This window comes from Leisingera aquaemixtae, assembly GCF_019801145.1.
Classification (GTDB): domain Bacteria; phylum Pseudomonadota; class Alphaproteobacteria; order Rhodobacterales; family Rhodobacteraceae; genus Leisingera; species Leisingera aquaemixtae_A.
The window spans coordinates 327,141-350,147 of record NZ_JAHVJQ010000005.1 but is presented as its reverse complement, the minus strand read 5'-3'; the positions used below and the strand labels follow the sequence as shown (position 1 = coordinate 350,147).

General features: G+C 61.5%; 24 protein-coding genes and 1 pseudogene. 10 read left to right on the top strand and 15 right to left on the bottom strand.

All coding sequences use genetic code 11. From position 1 onward, the window contains the following. Window positions 1-162: 162 nt before the first annotated feature. The 6 genes from gcvA to KUW17_RS14570 all read left to right on the top strand — a co-directional run bounded on the left by gcvA (window position 163) and on the right by KUW17_RS14570 (window position 6,297). Window positions 163-1,089 (top strand): transcriptional regulator GcvA, encoded by a 927-nt coding sequence (gene gcvA, locus KUW17_RS14595; protein ID WP_222480387.1) that lies wholly within the window; start codon window positions 163-165, stop codon window positions 1,087-1,089. Window positions 1,090-1,186: 97 nt separating this feature from the next. Continuing rightward, window positions 1,187-1,870 carry a DUF1989 domain-containing protein gene (locus KUW17_RS14590; protein ID WP_222480385.1) on the top strand — a complete coding sequence of 228 codons (684 nt, stop codon included), beginning with the start codon at window positions 1,187-1,189 and terminating at the stop codon, window positions 1,868-1,870. Beyond that, window positions 1,860-3,371, top strand: a complete 1,512-nt coding sequence (locus KUW17_RS14585) for an amidohydrolase family protein (RefSeq protein WP_222480384.1) — start codon at window positions 1,860-1,862, stop codon at window positions 3,369-3,371. Before KUW17_RS14590 ends, KUW17_RS14585 begins: the two co-directional genes overlap by 11 nt. 15 nt (window positions 3,372-3,386) lie before the next feature. Next, a complete protein-coding gene (locus KUW17_RS14580; protein WP_222480382.1) occupies window positions 3,387-4,274 on the top strand; it encodes a polysaccharide deacetylase family protein in 888 nt (295 codons plus the stop codon). Beyond that, the gene (locus tag KUW17_RS14575; protein ID WP_222480380.1) at window positions 4,271-5,542 is read left to right on the top strand and encodes an amidase family protein; all 1,272 of its coding nucleotides are present in this window, start codon (window positions 4,271-4,273) and stop codon (window positions 5,540-5,542) included. The genes KUW17_RS14580 and KUW17_RS14575 overlap by 4 nt, the downstream gene beginning before the upstream one ends. Before the next feature lie 95 nt (window positions 5,543-5,637). Further along, window positions 5,638-6,297, top strand: a complete 660-nt coding sequence (locus KUW17_RS14570) for an FMN-dependent NADH-azoreductase (protein ID WP_222480377.1) — start codon at window positions 5,638-5,640, stop codon at window positions 6,295-6,297. A gap of 19 nt (window positions 6,298-6,316) precedes the next feature. Here the strand turns inward: KUW17_RS14570 and KUW17_RS14565 are convergent. The 8 genes and pseudogenes from KUW17_RS14565 to choX all read right to left on the bottom strand — a co-directional run. Next, a pseudogene (locus KUW17_RS14565) lies at window positions 6,317-6,406 on the bottom strand (IS5/IS1182 family transposase); the annotation flags it as partial. A gap of 284 nt (window positions 6,407-6,690) precedes the next feature. Further along, complete coding sequence (locus tag KUW17_RS14560; RefSeq protein ID WP_222480375.1) at window positions 6,691-7,011, bottom strand: monooxygenase; 321 nt, start codon at window positions 7,009-7,011, stop codon at window positions 6,691-6,693. Between the two features lie 59 nt (window positions 7,012-7,070). After that, window positions 7,071-7,445 (bottom strand): hypothetical protein, encoded by a 375-nt coding sequence (locus tag KUW17_RS14555; RefSeq protein WP_222480373.1) that lies wholly within the window; start codon window positions 7,443-7,445, stop codon window positions 7,071-7,073. Then, window positions 7,438-7,902 carry a MarR family winged helix-turn-helix transcriptional regulator gene (locus KUW17_RS14550; protein ID WP_222480371.1) on the bottom strand — a complete coding sequence of 155 codons (465 nt, stop codon included), beginning with the start codon at window positions 7,900-7,902 and terminating at the stop codon, window positions 7,438-7,440. The genes KUW17_RS14555 and KUW17_RS14550 overlap by 8 nt, the downstream gene beginning before the upstream one ends. 125 nt (window positions 7,903-8,027) lie before the next feature. Further along, window positions 8,028-9,059 (bottom strand): choline ABC transporter ATP-binding protein, encoded by a 1,032-nt coding sequence (gene choV, locus KUW17_RS14545; RefSeq protein ID WP_222480369.1) that lies wholly within the window; start codon window positions 9,057-9,059, stop codon window positions 8,028-8,030. 1 nt (window position 9,060) lies between these two features. Then, window positions 9,061-9,894: a choline ABC transporter permease subunit gene (gene choW / locus KUW17_RS14540; protein WP_222480367.1), complete on the bottom strand. Its 834-nt coding sequence runs from the start codon at window positions 9,892-9,894 to the stop codon at window positions 9,061-9,063. Beyond that, a complete protein-coding gene (locus tag KUW17_RS14535) occupies window positions 9,881-10,813 on the bottom strand; it encodes an alpha/beta fold hydrolase (protein WP_222480366.1) in 933 nt (310 codons plus the stop codon). The genes choW and KUW17_RS14535 overlap by 14 nt, the downstream gene beginning before the upstream one ends. Window positions 10,814-10,818: 5 nt before the next feature. Then, window positions 10,819-11,745 carry a choline ABC transporter substrate-binding protein gene (gene choX, locus KUW17_RS14530; protein WP_222480363.1) on the bottom strand — a complete coding sequence of 309 codons (927 nt, stop codon included), beginning with the start codon at window positions 11,743-11,745 and terminating at the stop codon, window positions 10,819-10,821. A gap of 109 nt (window positions 11,746-11,854) precedes the next feature. Here choX and betI point away from each other — a divergent pair, with 109 nt between their 5' ends. Then, window positions 11,855-12,496, top strand: coding sequence for a transcriptional regulator BetI (gene betI, locus KUW17_RS14525; protein WP_222480361.1), 642 nt, complete (start codon window positions 11,855-11,857; stop codon window positions 12,494-12,496). A gap of 102 nt (window positions 12,497-12,598) precedes the next feature. Here the strand turns inward: betI and KUW17_RS14520 are convergent, their stop codons facing one another. The 7 genes from KUW17_RS14520 to KUW17_RS14490 all read right to left on the bottom strand — a co-directional run bounded on the left by KUW17_RS14520 (window position 12,599) and on the right by KUW17_RS14490 (window position 19,598). Further along, window positions 12,599-13,039, bottom strand: a complete 441-nt coding sequence (locus KUW17_RS14520; RefSeq protein WP_222480359.1) for a c-type cytochrome — start codon at window positions 13,037-13,039, stop codon at window positions 12,599-12,601. Continuing rightward, on the bottom strand, window positions 13,036-14,298 hold the full coding sequence (locus tag KUW17_RS14515) for an ABC transporter ATP-binding protein (RefSeq protein WP_261397214.1): 1,263 nt from the start codon (window positions 14,296-14,298) through the stop codon (window positions 13,036-13,038). Before KUW17_RS14515 ends, KUW17_RS14520 begins: the two co-directional genes overlap by 4 nt. 58 nt (window positions 14,299-14,356) lie before the next feature. Next, on the bottom strand, window positions 14,357-15,055 hold the full coding sequence (locus KUW17_RS14510) for a copper-binding protein (RefSeq protein WP_222480357.1): 699 nt from the start codon (window positions 15,053-15,055) through the stop codon (window positions 14,357-14,359). Between the two features lie 41 nt (window positions 15,056-15,096). After that, window positions 15,097-16,455, bottom strand: coding sequence for a multicopper oxidase family protein (locus tag KUW17_RS14505; protein WP_222480354.1), 1,359 nt, complete (start codon window positions 16,453-16,455; stop codon window positions 15,097-15,099). A gap of 14 nt (window positions 16,456-16,469) precedes the next feature. Continuing rightward, window positions 16,470-17,930, bottom strand: a complete 1,461-nt coding sequence (locus KUW17_RS14500; RefSeq protein WP_222480352.1) for a TolC family protein — start codon at window positions 17,928-17,930, stop codon at window positions 16,470-16,472. A 304-nt stretch (window positions 17,931-18,234) separates the two neighbouring features. Further along, a complete protein-coding gene (locus KUW17_RS14495; RefSeq protein WP_222480350.1) occupies window positions 18,235-18,624 on the bottom strand; it encodes a hypothetical protein in 390 nt (129 codons plus the stop codon). A 272-nt stretch (window positions 18,625-18,896) separates the two neighbouring features. Next, window positions 18,897-19,598 carry a GntR family transcriptional regulator gene (locus KUW17_RS14490; RefSeq protein WP_222480347.1) on the bottom strand — a complete coding sequence of 234 codons (702 nt, stop codon included), beginning with the start codon at window positions 19,596-19,598 and terminating at the stop codon, window positions 18,897-18,899. A 198-nt stretch (window positions 19,599-19,796) separates the two neighbouring features. On the opposite strand from KUW17_RS14490, the gene KUW17_RS14485 reads away from it, so the two are divergent. The 3 genes from KUW17_RS14485 to KUW17_RS14475 all read left to right on the top strand — a co-directional run bounded on the left by KUW17_RS14485 (window position 19,797) and on the right by KUW17_RS14475 (window position 22,990). Next, window positions 19,797-20,882 carry a TRAP transporter substrate-binding protein gene (locus KUW17_RS14485; protein WP_222480345.1) on the top strand — a complete coding sequence of 362 codons (1,086 nt, stop codon included), beginning with the start codon at window positions 19,797-19,799 and terminating at the stop codon, window positions 20,880-20,882. A gap of 63 nt (window positions 20,883-20,945) precedes the next feature. After that, window positions 20,946-21,440 carry a TRAP transporter small permease subunit gene (locus KUW17_RS14480; protein WP_222480343.1) on the top strand — a complete coding sequence of 165 codons (495 nt, stop codon included), beginning with the start codon at window positions 20,946-20,948 and terminating at the stop codon, window positions 21,438-21,440. Continuing rightward, window positions 21,440-22,990, top strand: coding sequence for a TRAP transporter large permease subunit (locus KUW17_RS14475; RefSeq protein ID WP_222480341.1), 1,551 nt, complete (start codon window positions 21,440-21,442; stop codon window positions 22,988-22,990). The genes KUW17_RS14480 and KUW17_RS14475 overlap by 1 nt, the downstream gene beginning before the upstream one ends. Window positions 22,991-23,007 lie beyond the last annotated feature (17 nt).

The window sequence follows — 23,007 nt, the reverse complement described above, 5'->3', positions numbered from 1 at the left end:
ACAACCTCCCAACTTCCACGCAAATTCAAGAGAGAATGCCCTATCTTCTCAAATTAGATGTTTTCACCTCACAGCTGAGAATTTCGCCCACATGTGAACTGGCAATCGGGTTAGAGTAGAGCGACGAAATAGCGTCGCATCAGGAGAGCAAAGCCGCGCGTCATGGCGAAGATTCCGTCGTTGAAAAGCATTCAGGCCTTCGAAGCGGCCTGCCGGCATCTGAGTTTCAAGGATGCCGCCGAAGAATTATGCGTTACTCCGACTGCCATTTCCCATCAGATCAAGTCGCTGGAGGATCAACTTGGGGTGCCCCTGTTCCACCGGCTGACCCGCGCCTTGAAACTGACGGAGGATGGGGCCAATTACGCGCCCCACATCATCGAGGCCTTCAAGAACATCGAAGCCGCCTCTCTCGCGCTGGAGGAAGACGACCTTGCGGGCACATTGACAATCTCCACAACCGGGTCTTTTGCCGCCAATTGGCTTAGCCCGCGGCTGCGAGGCTTTTACGAGAAATACCCAGAGATTTCGGTAAGGGTTCTGTCAAGCGATCAACTGGTGGACTTCAAATCCAGCGATGTGGATGTGGCCATTCGGTATGGCTTTGGCGATTATCCTGACAGCAATGTGGCTTGGGTCTTGAATGACTGGGTGGCCCCTGTCTGCAGCGTGGAAAAGGCGAAGTCACTGAGCTCCCCCGAAGATCTTCTGAAGTCTCGTCTGATCGAATACCGATGGAGCGGGTTTTCCGATGCGGATCCGAGTTGGGAGCGCTGGATGGACGCGGCTGGCTTGCAGACTGGTGATGTCGAGCCCTATGTCACCTATTCCGAGGAACACATCTGCTTGCTGACGGCAAGCGATGGTCATGGTGTGGCCCTGGTCAGTCTTTTGGCCGCCGCGCGTTTTCTGGAACGCAATATGCTGGTCGCTCCCTTTGACACGGCATTGAAGAACAAGAGCTATTTTCTCGTCTGCCCGGAAACTTACGCCAATCGTGCACGCGTTCGTGTGTTCCGGGAATGGCTATTGGACCAAGCAGATGAGTTTCGCGACAGCGCCGTCGGTCAAAGGTTTTTTGAAGATTAGCGCGTCGGCAACGATCTAATCCGTCGCTTGAATTTTTGTCATTTCTAAATTGCCGAGAAGCATGCGTTTCTGAACCCCTAATCAGGAGTTCTTGCGCATGCAAAGTTTTGACCCTTCCCAACCCGATGGTTTCAATCAAACACTGGACAGCACGGTCTCTGCCGACGGCGTCCCGGTCATTGCAGAACGGTATACAGTGCCAGCACGTTGCGGTGTCGCGGTGCGTTTGACAGCCGGGCAGACTTTGACCATCACCAATCCGACCGGCTGGCAAGTCTGCGATTTCTGGGCGTTCAATGCGGCAGAGCTGCATGAATATATGTCAATGCCGCACGTGCATACGGATCTTCTGTCTGTTTTCCCAAAGGTCGGTGACAGGTTGGTCAGCAATCTGCGCAATCCTCTCTTGACGCTGACCCAAGACACATCGCCGGGAGTTCATGACACAACGATCGCCGCTTGCGATGCCAACCGGTACAAGCAATTGGGCGTCACTGATTACCACGACAATTGCGCCGACAACTTGAGGCAGGCCTTGCTTGCTATCGGGAAAAAAGCACCGCATGTGCCTGCGCCCTTCAATCTGTGGATGAACGTCCCGGTTCACCCTGATGGCAGCCTTGCCTGGGCTGCGCCAGTGTCAAAGCCGGGGGACAGCATGACCTTCAAAGCTGAGATGCCAGTCTACGCCGTGATGTCGGCCTGCCCGCAGGATATCACTCCAGTCAACGGGGACGAAGGCAAGCCGAGCGCGCTGGAATTTGTTGTTCATGACGGCTGATGGCGGCGACATATTTTCCGCCCGCTGGATCATCGAAGATGCCTTTCACAGTCACAACGACTACGCGCTTTATGTTCTAGACGGCAGAATAGCTGGCTTGGCGCCTCTGGCCGAATTAAAGTCACGTTATCCCGGCGCAAGGGTGCACTCGGGCACAAACACTGCGATCCAGCCCGGGTTTGTGAATGCGCATCACCATTGCTATGGGGTGAACCTGATCAACCAAGGGATACGGGATGACCTGTTAGAGCCTTGGATTTTCGCCTCCGCTGGCGCAGCTGACGTTGCGCCGCGCCTCGCCACCGAATACGCGGCAATGCGCTTGCTGAAGAATGGGGTAATAGCTGTTGTGGATGCCTGCACCGCGGGTCACACAGCGGCCTTTGCCGAAGCGAAGATAAGGGACAAAATCGCGGTATATAATGGGCTTGGCCTGTCCTGTGCCATCGCGCCGGGCGAGAGATGGCACAACCAGCTTGTGCATCCATACGGGCAAAGCCAGTCGTTTCTGACCACCTTGCCCGAGGTTCTGCGATGCAAACTGCAGCGCCAGCACGTTGCGCGCGCACGTATTGATCCGCAATGCTTTGTGCGGCTTCTGTCCCGGATGCATGCCGAATACAGGGCTTCTGAATGCGCTGATGTGTGGTTTGGCCCCACGGCACCGCATTGGACGGGCCAAGACACCCTGCGCGACATCGCCAGGGAGGTTCGCGAAAGCGGCCAGCGCATTCACACCCATGCCGAGGAGTCTCGGCTGCAACACCTGTCCGCTACGGCCTGGAGTTTTCAGGGTGCTATCGCAGAACTGAGCAAAGCTGGCCTGCTCTCTGACGGCTTATCCTTGGCGCATATGGTCTGGGCGGACGAAAAAGATCTGGCGCGAGTGGCCGAGGCGCGCGCGCATATCGTGTGCAATCCCAGCTCCAATTTGCGGCTGCGGTCCGGCATTGCACCCGCGCCATTGATGAAGCGGATGGGCATTAACCTCGCACTGGGGATGGATGGGACCAGCCTGGCAGGCGATGACGATATGTTCGCCGAAATGCGTCTGGCGCAAAGCCTTTATTGGTCAAGTGATCGGGCGAACCCCAGCCTGACCGCGAAGGATGTTTTCGACATGGCCACTATGGGTGGCGCGCGTTTGATGGGTATGGATCACAGCATCGGAAGCCTGTCCGTCGGCAAACGCGCCGACTTTGTGATCCTGCGCCTGGGCCGTCTTGAAGGGCCCTGGTTGGACCCCGGCATTGATCCGGTTGAGCTGTTGGTCAGCTCGGCAAAATCCACGGATATCCAGAGCGTCTTCACCGGCGGACAACTGGCCGTTTCGCATGGCGAAGCCAAAAAGTGCGACGAAAGGAAAATTCTTCAGAACATCACCGACGGCATGCAGCGCGCTGCGGATCAAAGGCTGAGCGCCAGTGAATATGGCGCCGTCAAATCCGCATTGCAGCGCTGGTATGACGATTGGCTGACGAACAACGCCCCGCAATTGTGACAGAGGAGCAAGACCATGCAGAAGAAAATTATCTGGCCGAACGGCGCGCGATGCGCCTGTGCGATCACCTTTGATATCGATGCGGACAGCCTGATCCATATCGCAAAGCCGGTCGACGGGCATGATCGTCTCTATCCGATCTCCATGGGGCGCTACGGGCCGACGGTTGCCATCCCTCGGATTCTGGAAACCTACAAACGTCTCGGGCTGAAACAGTCCTTCTTCGCCCCCGGATGGGTCGTGGAGCAATATCCAGATGCTATGCAAGCCATCCTGAATGATGGTCATGAAATCGGCCATCATGGCTATTTGCACGAAGATCCAACAAACCATAGCGCGTCTGAACAAGCCTATTGGTTTGAACGCGCGCTGGAGTCGCATAAGCGGGTTCTGGGCAATGTGCCAAAAGGCTATCGCGCGCCGGTTTACAATGTGACGCAAGCCGTCATCGACTTGCTGAACAAGCATGAATTCGACTATGACAGTTCGCTGATGGCGGATGATGTGCCATATCTCATGCGATCCGGCGGGCGGACTTTGGTCGAACTTCCATCGCATTGGGGGACCGACGACTGGCCGCAATTCGCCCATTTTGAGGAGATTGGCTACATGATGCCCGTCGCCGGGCCACGCGCCGGGCTGACCCCATTTTGGGAGGAATTCGAAGCCCAATACGAAGAAGGTGGCTTCTGGATTGGCATCTGGCATCCCTTCCTGACCGGGCGTTTGGCGCGGTGGCGGCAGGTGGAAGACTGGATGGAAACTATCTTGAACAGGGGCGACGTCTGGTTCGCCACTCTCGGAGAGATCGCGCAGCACGTGCGCACGCAATATGAGGCAGACCGGCAAAGCGTACGGGTTGAAGAGCTGCCCTATTATCAGGCTCCGGTCCTGACGACATGAATATCCTTCAACGAGCGCGCGACTTCCTGGCTTCGCTCGACGCGCAGCGCGAGGTATTCCTTGGCGTTGCGCCAGATAGACTGTTGCAGGATGCCCGATCCGCCGCCGCGCGGCAGGCCGCAGGGAAGCTGCTTGGCCCGTTGGACGGCCAGTTTCTTGCGGTGAAGGCCAATATCGACGTGCAAGCGCTCCGAAGCCATGCGGGATCTTTGGCCATCGATCCTCAGCCAGCAGACAATGACGCCCCGATCGTGGCCAGGCTCCGTTCTGCGGGCGCGATCATTCTGGGCCATGTGAACATGTCGGAGTTCGCCTTCTCCGGGCTCGGAGTCAATCCGCATTTCGGCACCCCTCTGAATGCGTTGGATAGCACAATGGTGCCTGGAGGGTCCTCGAGCGGATCGGCGTCAGCCGTTGCCTTGGGCTTGGCCGACATCGCCTTGGGCACAGATACCTCCGGCTCCGTGCGCATTCCGGCCGCCTGTCAGGGCCTGGTGGGGTTTCGCCCAACTATGGACCGCTATGAAAGCGCCGGGATTTTACCTCTGGCGCCTTCTCTGGATACGCCAGGCTCACTCGCTTTAAACGTCAGTCAGATTTGCGCTGTGGATCGCGTTTTGTCGGATTGCAAAGAAACCGGGCACGCCTGCCGTCAAATTCTGTGCCTGAGGGAAGATGCCCTAGCGGGATTTACCCCGGAAATCAAAGCAATGTACGAACATGTCCTGCAGCATTTGTCCGGTCATGGCATCGAATTGGAAAGGGTTGACATCCGAAGTTTCACTTGTGTCACGGAGATCTTCCAAACCTATGGAACGCTGGTGAGTGCCGAAGCCTTTCGTCTTCTGCCAAGTTTGGTCGGAGACCAGCAGGCCAGACTGGACCCAAATGTGCAGGATCGCCTTGCTCAGGCGGCTTCAATCCTTGGCACAGATCTGCAGGCATTGCTGGAAATCCGGCGGGCCCTCATCCCGGACTTTGACAGGGAACTGGCAGGGAAGATGCTGCTTTACCCGACATTGCCGTCGTACCCGCCGTCTGTTCAGGCCGTGACCCGCGATAAGGGGGTCTTTGCACGGGAAAACGCCCTTATCCTGTCGGTATCGATGAAAGCCGCTTTCCTCAATGCCCCAACAATTTCCATTCCATTTGGAGAACGGAGACCGGGGAGCAGCCTATCCTTGAGCGGCGGCGCAAACAGGGACGCGGATGTACTTGCGACGGCGTCTCATCTGGAGAAGATTTTTTCGGCGATTAGAGATGGGTGAAGTCAGTTCACTCTATTCAGAATTCTCTTCATTTGTACCTGCGCGTCACTGGCTTCACCTTTGAATGGTTCATTGCAAACTGACTAGGTGACAAGATGACCACAATCCTGAGAATTGACGCCAGCGTGCGCCGCACCGACAACCCTGTTGCGGCCTATAACTCCATTTCCCGCGCTTTGGCGGACAGTTTCGTGGAAGAATGGAAAACGGTTGATCCGGACGTCGAAATTATTCTGCGTGACGTCGGAATGACCCCGCCGGATTTTATTTCCAACGATTGGATTGCGTCCGTCTTTACAGCAGAAGAGGAACGCACTCCTGAACAGAGCGCTTTGGTCAGCTTGTCTGATACGCTGATTGACGAGCTCGACCGCTCCGACATCCTTCTGATTTCGACGCCCATGTACAACTACGGCATGCCCGCAGCCCTAAAGGCTTGGTTTGATCAGATCATCCGGATCAACAAGACATTTACGTTTGATTTGGCGCGCGGCGACTTCCCTCTGGAACCGATCATGTCCGGCAAAACCCTGGTGCTGCTGACATCGGCTGGCGAATTCGGCTTTGAGGAGGGTGGAATTCGCAATGACTCGGGTCACCTTTCTGCGCATATCAGCACATTGCGCAAGTACCTGGGCGCAGAACGCATGTTCGAAGCTGCGGCCGAGTATCAGGAATTCGCCGATGAGCGTCACAAAGCTTCGGTCGCCTCAGCTCAGGCCCAGGCACGTCACATTGCGCGTGAGCTTGCCTAGGCTCCAGACTCATAAAGTTTCAGAGCCAGAAGATGACGGCGGCGGCTAGCGCGACGGCTGAGAGAAAGACCTTCGGGCACCTGTCGTAACGGGTGGCGAGCCTAGCCCAAATCCCGCTGGCCTAACAAAAAAGGCGGCAGTCTCATCCTGCCACCATTTCAGCTGGTCTTCAGAAATGCAGCGAAAGCTACCGAGGAGACAAATTTGCCGAGCGAGCAGTTGCAGCATTTCGCAGCCGCAGCGAAATTGTGAGAGACAGGCCTGGCCGACAGCTGCCGTCAACTTGTGGGACCGATACTGCATTGCGGCTTCTCCAGTGCAGGCATTGATCTACTGGTAGAGGACGCCTCTCCTGTGGAGCTCAGGAGAGGCGTGAACACGAAACGGCCCAGTCTACGAACTTGTCCCAACTGGCGCGCGGTTGATCTGGCTGAGCTCTTCCATCACGTCGAACACGTGGTCGCTGACGACCTCGATGCCGATCGCGTTCAGGCGCGGGATATGCATGGCCTTGTAGGCCTCCAGATGCTCCAGATCCTTGAACAGATAGGTGGAACCAAAGTGATTGGTGCCGGCCTCATGGGTCCAGATTTTCCAGACAACGCCCGGTTCCTGGGCAATGCTCTCGGCAAGCTGTTTGGCGCCTTGAAGGAATTCTTCGGTGACGGGGCCATCATAGGTGAGGTGGATGTCCCAGATTTTCTGAGTGCTCATGCGTGGGTCCTTTTGAGGAGTTGAGGGAAAACGTGTTGCGGTGTTTGCGTTGTAGCGGGTCAGCCCTTGCGGAGCTGCAGGAAGCACAGAAGCGAGAGCAGGGCGAAGAAAGCCGGATCCGACCAGCCGAAGCCGGTGAAGATGCCTGCGGCACCGGCGTAGAAGGTGACAGCGAGGCCCAGAAGGTTGGTCCACATCAGGCCGGTCAGGATCTTGCGGCCCTCGCCGCTGCCGGAGGGCGCATCACGGAACAGAAAGCTGATGACCGCGATGCCGCCCAGAAAGATGCTGTTGTGCTGCGACAGGAACCAGGCGTAGCGGTCGTTCAGCTCGACGCCGTAGTTCGGCCACAACAGGCCGGGCGCAAAGAACAGCGCCAGCGCGAAGAAAGCGTAGATCACGCTGTGCGCTGTCAGGAAGGTGCGGTTACTCATCGGGTTGGTCCTTTCGGGGGTGGTGCATGCTGCGGCGGAGCCGGTTCAGCATCCGGATGGCCTGGCGCTTGCCGTCGGCGGGCAGGCCTTCAAAGATCTCCGCCAGAGCGGCGTTGTGGGCGGGCAGGAAGGTTTCGACCTTTGCCCTGCCTTCGGTTGTCAGGGACAGGACGCGGCTGCGCCGGTCCGTACCGCTGACCGTTTTTTCGACAAGCCCGGAGCGGATCAGGTTCTTGATCACCACATCCAAGTTGCCGGAGGTTCCAAGTGCCCTTTCCAGCAGCGCATTCACGGTCATCGGGCCTTTGTTGCTGAGGGTTTCCAGCACGTCCCATTGCGACGCGGTCAGGCCTGCGGCCCGGAACACCGGGCCGATCGCCCGATGGAACTGCTGGGCACTGCGCAGGAGGGCCAGAACCAGGGCCATGTTTTCGCGGTCATGTGTGTTTCGTTTCATGCTTTGGTATTTATCCCTATGTAGGGGTATTTCAAGCTGCGCCTTTAAGGAAAATGGGAGCGGGTCGCCACACCTTTGTTTTTTCTAAGCAATAAGTTGCATTTGCGCCGGGGAACCCTGCTGCGCTATTCGCGCAGCAGTGCCTTGAAGATATCGGAATGATCCAGCCTGCCAATGATGTCGCGGCCATTGGACACGAAGTACTCTCCGCCGTCGTTCAGCTGCGCCCGCATCAGGTCCTTTACCGTCGTGCCGGCATCGCGCACCCGCGCGCCGGAGGGGATGGTACCGTTGACCGGCTTCATGATTTCGGCTGCATGAAGCACATTCATCGGATTCATGTGGGACACGAAGTTCCGCACATAGTCCGTGGCCGGCTTCAGCACGATTTCCTGCGGTGTGCCCAGCTGCACGATGCGGCCGCCTTCCATGATCGCAATCCGGTTGCCAAGTTTGATCGCCTCGTCCAGATCGTGGCTGACGAAAAGGATCGTCTTTTTCAGGTCTGCTTGAAGCTCCAGCAGTTCGTCCTGCAGCTCGTTGCGGATCAGCGGGTCCAGCGCCGAGAACGGCTCATCCATCAGCAGGAGAGGCGCGTCGGTGGCAAAGGCGCGGGCCAAGCCCACCCGCTGCTGCATACCGCCCGAAAGCTCAGAGACATTGGTATTGGCCCATTGCCCAAGATGCACCTTCTCCAGCTGCCGCATGGCCCGCTGAAGCCGCTCCTCCCGTGGCACACCGGCAGCCTCTAACCCGAAGGCCGCATTTTCCAGCACGCTGCGCCAAGGCAGCAGGCCAAACTGCTGAAACACCATCGACACGTCATGGCGGCGGAGGCTCCGCAATTCTGCGGCAGAGGCGGCGGCCAGGTCCACAAGCCCGCCTTTGCTGCGCAGATGCACGGTGCCGGCAGCCAGCGGATTGAGCCGGTTGGAGGCGCGCAGCAGGGTCGACTTGCCGGAGCCGGACAGGCCCATCAGCACCACGATCTCACCTTCCTGCACCTCGAGCGAACAGTTGTGGACCCCCAGGATCTGCCCGCTTTCGGCCCGGACCTCTTCCCGGCTCAGGCCCGCGTCCATCAGCGGCAGTGCGGATTTCGGATTGTCGCCGAACACGATGCTGGCGTATTCGAACTTGATGACCGGCTGTTCCATATTAGCTCCTCCCGGCTTTCAGCAGGCGGTCCAGAAGGATCGCAACGATAACAATTACAATGCCAACTTCGAAGCCCTTGCCGACATTGACCTGGTTGAGCGCGCGCAGGGTGGGAACGCCCAGCCCGCTGGCGCCGACAAGCGCAGCCACAACGACCATCGACAGCGACAGCATGATGGTCTGGGTCAATCCGGCCAGGATCTGAGGCATGGCCCAGGGCAGCTTCACCTTCCACAGCACCATCGCCGGGGTGGCGCCAAAGGCATCCGCAGTTTCCACCAGCGCATGCGGCGTTGAGGAGATGCCAAGGTAAGTCAGCCGGATCGGGGCGGGGACGGCAAACACAACTGTTGCAATCAGGGCCGGAACGGCACCGAGACCAAACAGCACCAGCGCCGGGATCAGGTAAACGAAGGTGGGGATCGTCTGCATCAGATCCAGAAGCGGCTGCAGAAGCCGGTAGAGCCAAGGCCGCCCGGCAGCCAGAACCCCGACAGGCACGCCGATCAGCATCGACATAGTGGTTGCCGCGAGCACCAGAGAAAGTGTTTCTGTGGTCTCGATCCAGTACCCTTGGTTGATGATCAGAAGCAGGCCGAGTGCCGCAAAGGCAGTCAAGGCCAGCGAGCGGTGCAAATACCAGGCCAGCCCTGAAACCAGGCCGACCAGCACCAGCGGATGCGGCATCTGCAGCAGCCAAAGAGTGCCTGCGACGATGGCTCCGATCACCTCTGACAGCCCGTCAAAGAACCAGGCCATGTTGCCGGTCAGCCAGTCGACCATCAGCTTTGCCCAATGGCCGACCGGGATCTTATGTGTTTCAAGCCACTCCATGGCTTTCTCCAATTCTTGTCCTTGTGCCTGCAGCCGGCTCCAGCCAGTTGAGGGCGGCATCGCACATCATGGGATCCAGAACATGCCCGACGCCCGGCAGCAGCTCGAAGCGGGCCTCCGGGATCAGCGCAGCCGCTGCCGCGCCCCGTTGCGGGGAAATGCAGCTGTCGCGGTCGCCGTGCAGAACCAATGTCCGGCTTTGGATTGACTTGAGCAGCGGCCGCCGGTCCGGTGTGGTCAGAACCGCAAGTGCGTGGCGGGCTGCACCGCCGCAAGAATACCCCGCGGAGAAAGCGGCGTTGACTTCGCTCCGAAGCTCCGGCGTGTCGGTGAGGCGGCCCGCGCCATAGGCCAAAGCGTCTTCCAGCAGGTATGTCCGGATCAGTTCCGGATCCGAAGGCCGGGTGAACAAACGCGCCATCCGGCACCTGGAATCCGCGTCGCCATCGACTTCGGCGGTTCCGTCGTTGCTGGCCAGCTGCACAAAGCGTCCGGCCCGCGGGCCCGCGGCGGCAGCAACCAGCTGGCTGATCATGCCGCCCATGGAGAACCCGATGATGTCGAAGGTGCCGACCTGCAGGCGGTCCAGCAGCGCCAGGACATCATCCCGCATGTCAAAGAGGGAGTAAGGGGCCAGATCCTGGGCGGCCGCGGTATCGCCCTGCATCCAGATCCCGGCAGCAAGCGGCTCGCTGTCTTCACCGCAGCACGGCGACTTTCCAGCATCGCGGTTGTCAATGCAGATGACCCGGCGGGTTTCCGACAGCTGCCGGATAAAATCCGCGGGCCACTCGATCGCCTGCATGCCTAGCCCGACCAAGAGGACAACGGGATGGGCAGCCGGATCACCGGCCTCCCAGTAGCTAAGCTGCACCGGCTGGCCATTTGCCTTGGCGGTGTGAGGAATGAGCCACTCCATGATGGTCACTCCAGCCCGGCATAGGTGCGGACTGCGGGCAGTCCCGGGCCGCCTGCAAGGGTGGACACTCCGTCCAGCCAACCGTCCAGCATGTCCGGGTGCTGTTTGATCAGCCGCATCGCAGCCTCTTCGGGATCTTCGCCATCGTTGATGATGTACCCCATGCCCTCGCTTTCCATCGGCACGGTAAAGTCCAGCTGGGCGATCAGGCGCCCGATGTTCGGGCATTCCTCGGTATAGCCCGCGCGGGTCTGGGTATGTACTGTCGCGGCCCCGAAGTCCGGACCGAAATAGTCGTCTCCGCCGCTCAGGTACTCGATGTCGAATTCCACGTTCATCGGATGCGGGGCCCACCCGAGGAACACGACCCAATCCTCCCGCGATACGGCCCTGCGCACCTGCGCCAGCATGCCCTGCTCCGAGCTTTCAACGACATTCCAGCCGCCCAGCCCGAAGGCATTCGTGTCGATGATATCCATCATCTGCGTGTTTGAGCCGGGTTCGATGCCGTAGAAGCGGCTGCCGAACTTTTCTGAGTGGGCGGCCAGGTCGGCAAAGCTGGTGACGCCCGCCTCATACACGTACTTCGGCACGGCAAAGGTGTACTTCGCCCCTTCCAGGTTCTGGTTCACCGTCTCGATGGCATCGCCCTCGATATAGGGCGCGAAATAGGTTGCCATGGCAGGGTCCCAGTATCCCAGGAACAGATCCAGATCGCCGTTGACCATCGCCTCATAGGTGACCGTGGTGCCGAGCACCTTTGTTTCCGCCTCATACCCCAGCCCCTTCAGCAGCACGGATGCCACGCCTGAAGTGAGCGCCAGGTCCGTCCAGCCCGGCTCCGCCATCCGGACTTTTTCGCAGGATGCTTCAGCCAAACCCGCCCCCAGAAGCGAAATGCCAAGGGCAGCTGAAATCGAGAATGCCTTCATTTTTTCCTCCCAATTTTTATAGACTCACTGGTCTATAAATAGTCTGATAGGTACACATTGACACTCGAGTCAACGAAATATTTACTCCGGCCAGCTCTGGGAGAGACGGATGAAGCGGAACAAACTGTGGAGGCTACGGACCGAGGAATATTCCAAGGCTGCCTTCGAAACCCTTAGTGAAGAAGGGCTTTCCGGAACCACCGTGGAGAAGGTCGCCAAGCGCGCAGGCGTCTCCAAGACCAACGTCCTGCACTATTTCGGAAACAAGGCCCGGCTGCTGGAAATGGCCATGCGTTACGGCAACGCGGACCTGGCCCGCGAAGTCAGCGCGCTCTTGATTCGCTCAAACACGCCGTGGGAGAGGGTCTATTCAGTGATCGAAGCCAACTTCTCGCGCCAGTTTTTCACTCCCAAGATCGCGCATGCCTGGCTGTCGCTGCTCGCGGAGATCCCGTACAATCCAAGCTACCAGAGGATACAGACCGCCATTCACCAGCGGATGCGCTCAAACCTGATGCATGCGCTGGAACAGCTGGCAGAGCGGGAACGGGCTGAGGAGGTCGCCTTGGCGATTTCGGTAATGATTGACGGGCTGTGGCTGCGGTGCGGGCTGCATGAAGGCGGCATCGGCCGCGAGACCGCCCTGCAGCAAATGGAATTGCTTATGGAGTCCCTGTTCCCCAACAGCCCCGAGCGGTTGGCTGCAAAGGCCCGCATAGATGAGATCCAGTCGATCCTGAACCCGGGCTGAACAACGTGTTCTCGGATCTCACCCATCCGGTCCGGCTGCTGGGCGCAAGGCATCTCAGGTGGCGGAAGCCGGGCTGTTTCCTGCCCGGCTTTCACTTGCCGGCTAATTGATCCCGTTCGCGCGCTGCAGTTCCCGCACATATTGAGTGATGCCTTTGACGTCGCCATCGGTCAGACCCTGCTGGGCGGGCATGTTGCCGAATTTCCAGTGATGCGCCCGCACGCCGTTGCGGACCGCAAGCAGGAAGGCGGCGTCGCCGTGGTGCGAAGGTTCATAGATCTTGTGAACCAGCGGCGGTCCCATGCCGTTGCGGCCCGCTGCGTTGTCTCCGTGGCAGTCGGCGCAGACCGCGTCAAAGGCGCGTTTCCCGGTCATCGCGGTTTCACTCAGTTCCGGCGGCAGCTGAACTTCGGCAAGCGGGGCGCCGGGTTCCAGAACGGCGCGCGGCGAAGTTGCATCCTTTCCGCCGGTGCTGCTGTAGACGAAGTAGGCTGCCGCCGCTGCCAAGGCCGCGGCTGCTGAGATGGCTATATTTTTGTTCATGAGGTTTGCTTTCTCTTATTGAGGGGCTGAAATGCCGCGCGCGGGGCGGGCTGATACGGGTGGCGGCCAGCACCGGAGGCCGCTCCTGGCAGCCCGCCGGGGCGGAACGCGAAAGCGCAGATCTCCTGGTACCGGATCCGCACGTCCTCGCTTTGCTGGTAGAAACGGAACAGATCCTTCAGCGGGGATGAGAATTCCTTGTGCGCCGACAGCATCGCCACAAGTGCGCCCAGCGAAACCCGCTCCTGCAGCACGAAGTAGCCGCCCAGGGAATAGAACAGGAACGGGGTCAGGGCGGTCAGGAAGTTGTTGATTGCCTTTGCCAGGAATTTCAGCCGGTGGATCTGCAGGCGGTGTTCCTGCAGCTGCCGGAAGCTGCGCGCAACCGGCAGCGCGCCCGGGCCGCCCGCCCGCATTTGCCGGTCCAGAAGGCCGCCGAGCAGGCGCATCTCGCGGATCCGCTTGCGCGAGACCGCATTCACCCGCCGCTGCAGCCGCGGCACGATGATCAACTGCAAAGGCAGGACCGTCAGAGCAGCCGCGGCGAGGATCGGGTCCTGCACGAACATGAACAAAAGGATCGTCGCCAGCGTCCCGCCCTGCAGCAGCGGGACGGTCAGCAGTTCAGAGGCAAAGCCGCCGACCGGCTCCACCTCGGGGCCGAGAACGGGCATGATGGCAGGCTGGCGATGTGCAGGCTGGTCGCGCCTCCACTGGCGGTAGACGGCAAGGCGGAGCCGGCGCACAAAGCTTTCGGCAACCCGGCCCTTGCGGATGTTCAGGCAGTATTTGTTGAGACCGTTGAGCGAAATGGCCGCCAGGTAGGCGCCGCAGAGCAGAAACAGCAGCGAGACTTGCGGCAGGTCGAATCCCAGAACTGGCCCCGCACCGTCCTGGCTCTCAAAGACACGGTTCACGATCTGCTTGGGCAATTCGAGAGTCAGGTAAAGGATCGGCATCGCGGTCAGGCTGAGCACGACCAGGGCTGCCTGCTGCCGTCCCGTTGCGCGCAGGATACAGCGCGGCAGGCTGGCCCAGATGCCCGCCGCTTGCTCTTGTGCCGCGGGATCAGCTGCCGGAGCCTGAAAGCGCCTGCGCAGCAGCAAGGCCGCCTGAACCGCCAGTGTCGACGCCAGCAGAGCAGGGGCGAGGACCAGCACCAAGTGCATCATCGGATGCAGCCAGGCGGGCGCCGTGCTGTCGTAGCTGAACCCCAGCGCCGCTGCCGCGTCGTGGGCGAGAGTGTGGAATTCCGGCATTGGTGAACTCTGTTGCGCTTAGGGGAAGGCAGGCAGGCCTGCCTTCCGCCCCCGGGGCTTACTTTAGCGCGGTGAGGGTCAGCTTGCCCTTGATCCGCTCGGCAACGAATTCGATGGCGTCGCCGGCTTTCAGCTGATCCAGCATCGCGTCATCGGCGACCCGGAACACCATGGTCATCGCAGGCATCTCCAGATCAACCAGCTCCTCGTGAATGATCGTGACCTTGCCGGACTTGGCGTCGATCTTCTTGACCGTACCCGCGGTGAAGGTGCCGCCGCTGCCGTCCAGCACCGCCACCGGGCCGTGCATGCCGGATTCGTAGTGGCCGGGGATCAGGCAGGCGAACTCAAAGGTGCCGGCGTTGGTGAAGGTCCAGACCACTTCGCCGCTGGCGCCCGGGTCCAGGCGCACAGAGTTCGGGTCGTCATGCTCCATCTCCATCTTGGCCATCATCGCCTTGTGGTGGACATTGCGTTCCGCCGTATCCAGCACGAACTCATGCTCCAGCTCGCCCGCGTTGGTGATCACGAATTTAACCGTCTCGCCCTTGGCAAAGGAAAAGCTGGACGGCTCGAACAGCATTTCGCCGTCGTCTGTCTCCCTCATGGTGACAGCGACTTCGCGGTCCGCATGGGCGGCCTCGCCGGGCTTGCCGACGTCCATCTCATCATGGTGGCCGCCGCCGTGAGTGCCGGCGGCAAAGGCCGGAGCGGTGGAAAGAGCGCCAATAAGGGCTGCGGAAAGAATTTTGTTCATGTCTGTCTCCTCGTCAGGTTTGGATTTGTTCCAGGGGCCGTTCAGCCCTTGGCGGTTGGTTTTGGTGTAATGCGGGTCTGCGCGTTTTCGGCGCGGGCAAAGTCCGGCAGTTCACCGGTCCACTCATAGGCCTGGGTGCCGGGCGGATTCTCGTACCAGCCGGGATCGCTGTAGTCGTTTGCGTCGATGCCTTCGCGCACCTTCACGACCGAGAACATGCCGCCCATTTCCAGCGGCCCGTGCGGGCCCCAGCCGGCCATCATCGGAACGGTGTTGTCGGGCAGCGGCATCGACATCTCGCCCATGTCGGCCATGCCGGCGGTGCCCATCGGCATGTATTCGGGCTGCAGATTGCGGATCTGGCCGGTCAGCTTGCGCTTGTCGGTGCCGATGAAAGTCGGAATGTCATGGCCCATGGCGTTCATCGTGTGGTGCGACTTGTGGCAGTGGATCGCCCAGTCGCCCGGATGCACCGCATCGAACTCATAGGCGCGCATGGCGCCGACAGGAATGTCGATCGAGACTTCCGGCCAGCGGGCGCTTTCGGGCACCCAGCCGCCGTCGGTGCAGGTGACCTCGAAGTCGTAGCCGTGCATGTGGATCGGGTGGTTGGTCATGGTCAGGTTGCCGGTCCTGACGCGCACACGGTCGCCCTGATTGACCACCAGCGGGTCGATGTCCGGGAAGATCCGGCTGTTCCAGCACCACAGGTTGAAGTCCGTCATTTCCATCACCCGCGGCACATAGGACCCGGGATCAATATCGAAGGCGTTGAGCATGATCAGGAAATCCCGGTCGACGGGCATGAAGGCCGGGTCCTTGGGGTGCACGATGAACATGCCCATCATGCCCATCGCCATCTGCACCATCTCATCCGCGTGCGGGTGGTACATGAAGGTGCCGGATTTGATCAGGTCGAACTCATAGACAAAGGTCTTGCCTGGCGGGATGCCCGGATGGCTGAGGCCGCTCACCCCGTCCATGCCCGAAGGCAGGATCATCCCGTGCCAATGCACGGAGGTATGTTCCGGCAGTTTGTTGGTGACAAAGATGCGGACCCGGTCGCCTTCTACCGCCTCAATCGTGGGGCCGGTGGACTGGCCGTTGTAGCCCCACAGATGCGCGATCATGCCGTCGGCCAGCTCGCGCTCGACCGGCTCGGCGACCAAATGGAACTCCTTCACCCCGTTGTTCATCCGGAACGGCAGGGTCCAGCCGTTCAGGGTGACCACAGGGTTGTAGTCCGGCCCTGTCGTGGGAGCCAGCGGCGGCTGGGTGGCGGCGCTGGCCATGCTGGCGGCTTCGGGCAGGCCCATGTTTAGGGTCTTGCCCCAGGCCTGGCTGGACACCAGCGCAGCACCCGCGGCGCCGGCCCCAATCAGTTGACGTCTGTTCATCATGTCATGTGATCCTTTCAATGGCCTGCACCGCCGGCGGCGGCAATCTGTTCGCTGCCGTTCTGCGGTGCGGAACCCGTGCCGCCGCCATAGATCGCGGCGCTGACATTGGCCTGGGCCAGCCAGAAATCGCGCTTGGCATTGGCCGCCTCCAGCGAGCCCGCCAGCTTGTCGCGCACGCCGGTGAGCAGTTCGAAGGTGCTGGTGATCATGCCATTATAGCTGAGAAGCCCTTCCTCCTCGATTGTCCGGCGCAGCGGCACCAGCACGTCGCGGTAGTGGCGCGCGATCTCGTAAGATGAGTGATAGGCCAGCTCTGCGCTGCGGGCCTCAGATCGGACACTGACCGCCCGTTCGGCCAGAACGTTGGCCGCTTGCAGGTAGGTGAGCTCCGCCTTGCGCATCCGCGCCTTGCCGGTGTCGAACACCGGAATGGCAAACTCCAGCTCCAGCTGCGGCAGGGTTTCGGTGTTCGTCGCCCCGTCTTCCCGCTCGCGCTCGGCCTCGGCCCCGGCAATCAGTTCCAGATCGGTGACCAGCCGGGTCCGGTCAGTCAGGCCAAAGGCGCGGGCCTGCGCCTCCAGCCCGAGCTTGGCGACCTTCAGATCAACCCGGTTCCGCAATGCCGCCGCTTCGATCGAAGCGACCCGCGGCAGGGACTTTGGCAGTGGCGGCAGCGCATCCGGCACATAGTAGTTGGCGTCGCTGCCCCAAAGGCCCATCAGCCGCGTCAGCTCCTCCTTGGCGAGCTGCGCTTCCAGCCGGGCACGGGCGACCTGGCCGGCCAGTTCGGCATTGAAGGCAAACTCGCGCGCCTGGCCCGCCTTGTTCAACGCACCGGTCTTGCCCAGCTGGCTGGCCAGCTCGGCCCCCGCTGCCGCTGTCCCGCTGGCCTGGCGCAAGTAGCTCAGCCGTTCAAACGCGGCCACGGCATTGATCCAGGCCGCCCGGGTCTGCCCGGCCAGCGCCAGCGTGTCGTTCACCGCGTTCAGCTGCGCCTGCTGGAACTGCGCCTCAGCCACGGCGACGCGCTGCTTGCGGGTCTTCACGTCCAGCAGGTTCACGGCGATGGTCGATTCCAGCGCCCGGTACAGGCCCAGTTCCGGCGCGCCGATCCCCATCAGGCCGATCGAGACCACAGGGTTTTCCGGCGTCATCTGCTGCCAGGCCTCTGCCGCCGAAAGGCCGACCGCGGCATACGACGCCTGCAAGCCCTTGTTGTTCAAAAGCGCGGCCTGCACCGCAGTATCGGCGGAGATCGTCTTGCCATGGACCAGTTGCCGGACTTCCCTTGCCAGCGCCTCGTTCTGCGCCTGTGTCTGGGCAAAGGCCGTGCGCTTGCCGATGGCGGCCGAGGTCTGGCTGGCGACCTCCTGATACCCGGCCTGCGGGCTGGTGAATTTTTCCGGCACCGCGGCCGAGCAGGCGGCCAGCACCAGGGGCGGCGCCAGAAGGACGCTCCAAGTTTTCGCTGTCATCATTGGCTCTCCTGCTGCTTGTTGACACCGCGCCAGGACGCGGGGCCGCTGGGCTGGTATGTTTCAAACCCCTTGAGCGGAGACTGGTACTTTAAGGAACGGTATGGGCCGGAAGGTGCGGCGGCAGTTTGCAAGGCTGCCGTATCGGGCAGTGCCGCCGGTGTCCTTGCGCACGCCCCCAGCAGCAGGGCGCCCGCCCCGGCCAGAAAGAGAGATTTCATGTGGTTTTCCTGAGGTATGTCTGCACGGCTCCTGCATCTGCGTGCAGGAGGGTTTTAGAGACCGTTGAAACGGTTCAGATGTCTCAGGCTCTTGGCGGGCGCAGCAGTGCGAGCTGTTCCCTGGACGGCAGCTGCGAATTCTCCTGCTTCCAGCGCACAGACTGGGTCACGGAGATTTCTTCCGGCTGCAAAGACAGCACAGCAACTGCCATGCAGGCGCCCGCACAGCAGTTCGCGCCGTCGGCATTCCGGGGCGCATCCTGGCCATCCTGCGCGCCGGTGCCGGCAGCGTCATGCGCCGCACCGGGCATGGCTGCACCGGCATGGTTGTCGCCGGTATGCGAGACCGCGGCATCGCCGTGATGACCCGCAATGGAATGCGCGGCGGATGGCAGTGAAAACCCCAGTACAAGGATCACTGCAAATGCAGCAGCCACCCTGATGAGCCGGAGGATATGTGCCGGAAACGCCATGGGGCTATTTCTCCTGACCGGTCCGACCGGCGTCAAGACGGTAATCATGCATTCGGAGCTCGAATTTGCGTGTTCCGGACCTGTTATCCCTGCTTTTTTCGCAGCGGCCGCTAACGCCCGCACTGCCGTGCAAACCCTCCCGCGCGGGAGGGTCGCGGCGGGCGCGGTGCAGTGATTCGGAAGCTGAATGGCTGGGCACGGCTGCCAGCCGTGAGGTGCGCGCGGCAATGGCACCGGCAGTCCGGATCCGGCCTCTGGCGCGGTGCTTTCCGTCAGCCCCGGGTGAAAAGCTGGTAGCCCGGGTGGGCAACGGCACAGAGGCTGGTAATCGGCGCGTCGCCGATCCAGGTGGTGCGCTCCATTACGAAAAGCGCATCACCGGGGGAGCTCTGGAGGATTTCGCTATCGCTGGGGGTGCCGGGACGGGCGTAGAGGCGCAGGTCGCAGCGGCTGTAAGGGCGGTTGCGGACCAGCCATTCGTTGGCGCTTTCGCGGGTCAGGTCCACCGAGGTGATCTCCGGCACGGTTTCCAGACAGATCCAGCGGTCCTCGAAAATATAGGGGCGGCTGTCGGCCAGGTGCAAAGCTTCGACGCGCAGCATCGGGCGGGCCTCCGGCAGGCCGAAATTGGCCATAATGGCCGGGCTGGAAGGCTGCACAGACTGCCGGATCAGCTGGTAACCGTAGGTGCTGCCCTTCTGCTCGACCTCAAGCCGGGTGATCGGGATATCGAGCGTTGCGCGGGTCACCGGATCGCGCCGCACCATGGTGCCGCCCTTGCGGCGCCGTTCCACCAGACCGCTCTGGGCCAGGTCGCGCATCGCCCGGTGAACGGTGGATCGGGCGCAGCCGAAGCGGGCGGCGAACTCCTCGTCCCGCGGCAGCTTGTCCCCCGGCCCGTAGGTGGAGTTCAGGATCATCTCCCGGATGCTGTCCCGGATGCTCACCCAGGAATGCCGCTGCTTATCCGTCATCGTCCTCCCCAGGCCAAACGGGAAAATGCGCTTCGCCGCTCCATATTGCATCCTGCGCGGAAAGGCGACTTGGAACCGCGCAACCGTGATTGACAATAATATGTAGCTACATATTAATGTAAAGCGCGTACAAAAAATGAGTCTGCACTGCCGCCACCGGCCTGCTGCAGATGCACCGACAGACGGAGGACTGGAGATATGGAAAGACGCGCATTCTTGAAAGCCGGCGCAATGGGCGCGGCAGCGGCGACGCTGGCGAGCCCGGCCATTGCCCAGGGCAAGATGCAGTGGAAAATGGTCACGGCCTGGCCCAAGAACCTGCCGGGACCGGGTGTGGCGGCGCAGATGCTGGCCGACCGGATCACCACCCTGTCGGGCGGCCGGATCGAGGTGAAGCTGTTTGCCGCGGGCGAACTGGTGCCGGGCCGCGGCGTGTTCGACGCGGTGTCCGAAGGCACGGCTGAGCTCTACCACGCGGTGCCGGCCTACTGGGGGTCCAAGTCCAAGGGCATCCTGCTGTTCGGCTCGCAGCCGTTCGGCCTGCGTGCGGACGAGCAGTTCGGCTGGATGTACCACGGCGGCGGCCAGGCGCTCTATGACGAGATGTACGGCCGCTTTGGCATCAAGCCGTTCCTGTGCGGCAACTCCGGCCCGCAGTGGGGCGGCTGGTTCAAGACCGAGATCAACTCTGCCGAAGACCTGAAGGGTCTGAAATTCCGCACCACCGGCCTCGCGTCGGAGATGGCCTCGAAACTGGGCATGGCGGCAGAGGCCACCAGCGGCCCGGCGATGTTCCAGGGCCTGCAGACCGGCGCGCTGGATGCCGGTGAGTTCATCGGCCCCTGGACCGACAGCGCGCTTGGCTACTACCAGGTGGCCAAGAACTACTACTGGCCCGGCGTGGGTGAGCCGTCCTCGGCTGAGGAATGCGGCGTCAACGCCAATGTCTTTGCCGAGCTGCCCGAGGACCTGCAGCAGGTGGTGTCGCTGGCCTGCGAGAGCCTCTACAATCCGGTCTGGACCGAATACACCACCAAACACGCGCTGGCCCTCAAGAAGATGGTCGACGAGGATGGTGTGCAGGTGAAGATGTTCCCGGAGGATGTGATCGCCGCAATGGGCGCCGCCGCCAAGGAGGTGGTCGCAGAGCTGCAGGAGGACGAGGATGAGCTGGTGCGCCGTATCACCGAAAGCTTCCTGGCCTACCGCGACAGCGTCGGCGGCTACATGAGCTATGCCGACAATGGCCAGATGAACGCCCGTGCCTCGGTGATGGGCTACTGAGACCGGAAAGACAGCCGGCGCCCGCCGCAGCGGGCGCCGGTTTTTTGATGGGGAGAAAGCAGGATGCAACGGGTTGCAGATGCGCTGGACGGGGTGAACCGGGGGCTGGCGCATGTGGTGCGATGGCTGGCGCTGACCATGGTGCTGGCGCAGTTTGCCATCGTGGTCGGGCGCTATGTATTCGGTGTGAACTCGATCGCCGCGCAGGAAAGTGTCCTTTACATGCACTCCGCCCTGTTCATGCTGGCTGCGGGCTACACGCTGCTGGTCGACAAGCACGTGCGGGTGGATGTGTTCTATGCCGGCCTCAGCCGCAGGGCGCAGCGCCGCATCGACATCTTCGGCCACCTGTTCCTGCTGCTGCCCTCGATGGCGGCGCTGCTCTACTGGTCCTGGCCGTCGGTGCGCAATTCCTGGTCCATTCTTGAAGGCCCGCTGGCTGTTGGCGGCATCGAGGCTGTGTTCCTGCTGAAATCGCTGATCCCGGCGTTCTGCGTACTGGTGATGCTGCAGTCCCTGGCGCTGCTGATCCGCCTGTTTTTCGAAAGTGACACCTGATGACCGCCTACCTTGACCTGATCATGTTTGCCGCGCTGATGGCGGCGATCCTCATGGGGTTTCCGGTCGCCTTCTCCATTGCCGGGGTTGCGGTGGTTTTTGCCTACCTCGGCTGGGTGCTGGGGGTGATGGACGTCTCGTTGCTGGGGGCGCTGGGCCAGCGGGCATTCGGCCTGCTGAGCAACGAGGTGCTGATCGCCATTCCGCTGTTTGTGCTGATGGGGGCGATCCTTGAGAAAAGCCGCATCGCAGAAGAGCTCTTGGACACCATGGGGCGGCTGTTCGGCCAGCTGAAGGGCGGTCTGGGCATTTCGGTTGTACTGGTGGGGGCGCTGCTGGCGGCCTCAACCGGCATTGTCGGCGCGACAGTGGTGGCGATGGGCATGATCGCCCTGCCAGCCATGCTGCGCGCGGGCTATGATCCGCGGGTGGCCTCGGGCATCGTGTGCACTGCAGGCACGCTGGGGCAGATTATTCCGCCTTCGACGCTTTTGATCATCCTGGCCGACGTGATGTCGAACGCCTACCAGCAGGCCCAGTACGAGCAGGGCAAGTTCTCGGTCGAGGCCCTGTCGGTGGGCCAGTTCTTTGCCGCGGCGCTGGTGCCGGGGCTGGTGCTGGTGGTGCTTTATCTTCTGTATATCCTGATCCGAGGCCTGCTGCGGCCGCAGGACATGCCGTCGGCTCCGGCCGGGGTGGCCCGCCCGAACGGCGGCGAAGTTGTGCGCGCGGTGGTGCCGCCGATCCTGCTGATCTTTGCCGTGCTCGGCGCCATCCTGGGCGGTGTTGCCACCCCGACTGAGGCCGCGTCAGTAGGCGGCATCGGTGCCCTGCTGATGGCGGGCGCGCGAGCGGGCGGCCCGGCCCGGCTGATCCTGTTCGGAGCGGCGGCGCTGATCCTGCTGGGCATCCTCGCCGGGGTCCATCCTGTCCGGCTGCAGCGCAGCGACCTGGGCGGCGGCGATCTGGCGGCAGGGGTCTTCTATGCGCTGCTGGCCGGGGCAGGGGCCTTTGCCATCCTGGCCGCCCTGCGCAGCGGCTTGCAGAAGCGCATTCTGCATGATGCCGTCACCTCAACCGCGACGATGACGGCGATGATCTTTGCCACCATCCTGGCGGCGGGCATGTTTTCCCTGGTGTTCATTGGCCTGGGCGGCGAGGAGCGGGTGGCGCACTTCCTGGGCAGCATGCCCGGCGGGCCGACCGGCGCGCTGCTGTTCTGCATGCTGTTCATCTTTGTGCTGGGTTTCTTCCTCGATTTTGTCGAAATCTCTGTCATCGTGCTGCCGCTGGTGACGCCGGCCCTGATCCTGATGGGACATGACCCGGTCTGGCTGGGCATCCTGATCGCGATCAACCTTCAGACCAGCTTCCTGACACCGCCCTTTGGCTTTTCGCTGTTCTACCTGCGCGGCGCCGCCCCGAAGGAGGTTACCACCCGCCAGATCTATCAGGGGGTGGTGCCGTTCATCGGGCTGCAGGCGCTGGGTGTTCTGCTGGTCTGGCTGATCCCCGGCCTTGCAACCTGGCTGCCCGCCGCGATTTTCTGACAGCGGGCGCCCATTTT

Coding starts and splice junctions, on each gene's coding strand:
- choV (WP_222480369.1), bottom strand. CDS start 9,059: ATGGAACAGCCGGTCATCAAGTTCGAATACGCCAGCATCGTGTTCGGC.
- KUW17_RS14520 (WP_222480359.1), bottom strand. CDS start 13,039: ATGAACAAAAATATAGCCATCTCAGCAGCCGCGGCCTTGGCAGCGGCG.
- KUW17_RS14560 (WP_222480375.1), bottom strand. CDS start 7,011: ATGAGCACTCAGAAAATCTGGGACATCCACCTCACCTATGATGGCCCC.
- KUW17_RS14590 (WP_222480385.1), top strand. CDS start 1,187: ATGCAAAGTTTTGACCCTTCCCAACCCGATGGTTTCAATCAAACACTG.
- KUW17_RS14500 (WP_222480352.1), bottom strand. CDS start 17,930: ATGACAGCGAAAACTTGGAGCGTCCTTCTGGCGCCGCCCCTGGTGCTG.
- KUW17_RS14485 (WP_222480345.1), top strand. CDS start 19,797: ATGGAAAGACGCGCATTCTTGAAAGCCGGCGCAATGGGCGCGGCAGCG.
- KUW17_RS14495 (WP_222480350.1), bottom strand. CDS start 18,624: ATGGCGTTTCCGGCACATATCCTCCGGCTCATCAGGGTGGCTGCTGCA.
- KUW17_RS14505 (WP_222480354.1), bottom strand. CDS start 16,455: ATGATGAACAGACGTCAACTGATTGGGGCCGGCGCCGCGGGTGCTGCG.
- gcvA (WP_222480387.1), top strand. CDS start 163: ATGGCGAAGATTCCGTCGTTGAAAAGCATTCAGGCCTTCGAAGCGGCC.
- betI (WP_222480361.1), top strand. CDS start 11,855: ATGAAGCGGAACAAACTGTGGAGGCTACGGACCGAGGAATATTCCAAG.
- KUW17_RS14585 (WP_222480384.1), top strand. CDS start 1,860: ATGACGGCTGATGGCGGCGACATATTTTCCGCCCGCTGGATCATCGAA.
- KUW17_RS14570 (WP_222480377.1), top strand. CDS start 5,638: ATGACCACAATCCTGAGAATTGACGCCAGCGTGCGCCGCACCGACAAC.
- KUW17_RS14480 (WP_222480343.1), top strand. CDS start 20,946: ATGCAACGGGTTGCAGATGCGCTGGACGGGGTGAACCGGGGGCTGGCG.
- KUW17_RS14515 (WP_261397214.1), bottom strand. CDS start 14,298: ATGCCGGAATTCCACACTCTCGCCCACGACGCGGCAGCGGCGCTGGGG.
- choX (WP_222480363.1), bottom strand. CDS start 11,745: ATGAAGGCATTCTCGATTTCAGCTGCCCTTGGCATTTCGCTTCTGGGG.
- KUW17_RS14510 (WP_222480357.1), bottom strand. CDS start 15,055: ATGAACAAAATTCTTTCCGCAGCCCTTATTGGCGCTCTTTCCACCGCT.
- KUW17_RS14535 (WP_222480366.1), bottom strand. CDS start 10,813: ATGGAGTGGCTCATTCCTCACACCGCCAAGGCAAATGGCCAGCCGGTG.
- KUW17_RS14580 (WP_222480382.1), top strand. CDS start 3,387: ATGCAGAAGAAAATTATCTGGCCGAACGGCGCGCGATGCGCCTGTGCG.
- KUW17_RS14550 (WP_222480371.1), bottom strand. CDS start 7,902: ATGAAACGAAACACACATGACCGCGAAAACATGGCCCTGGTTCTGGCC.
- KUW17_RS14575 (WP_222480380.1), top strand. CDS start 4,271: ATGAATATCCTTCAACGAGCGCGCGACTTCCTGGCTTCGCTCGACGCG.
- choW (WP_222480367.1), bottom strand. CDS start 9,894: ATGGAGTGGCTTGAAACACATAAGATCCCGGTCGGCCATTGGGCAAAG.
- KUW17_RS14475 (WP_222480341.1), top strand. CDS start 21,440: ATGACCGCCTACCTTGACCTGATCATGTTTGCCGCGCTGATGGCGGCG.
- KUW17_RS14490 (WP_222480347.1), bottom strand. CDS start 19,598: ATGACGGATAAGCAGCGGCATTCCTGGGTGAGCATCCGGGACAGCATC.
- KUW17_RS14555 (WP_222480373.1), bottom strand. CDS start 7,445: ATGAGTAACCGCACCTTCCTGACAGCGCACAGCGTGATCTACGCTTTC.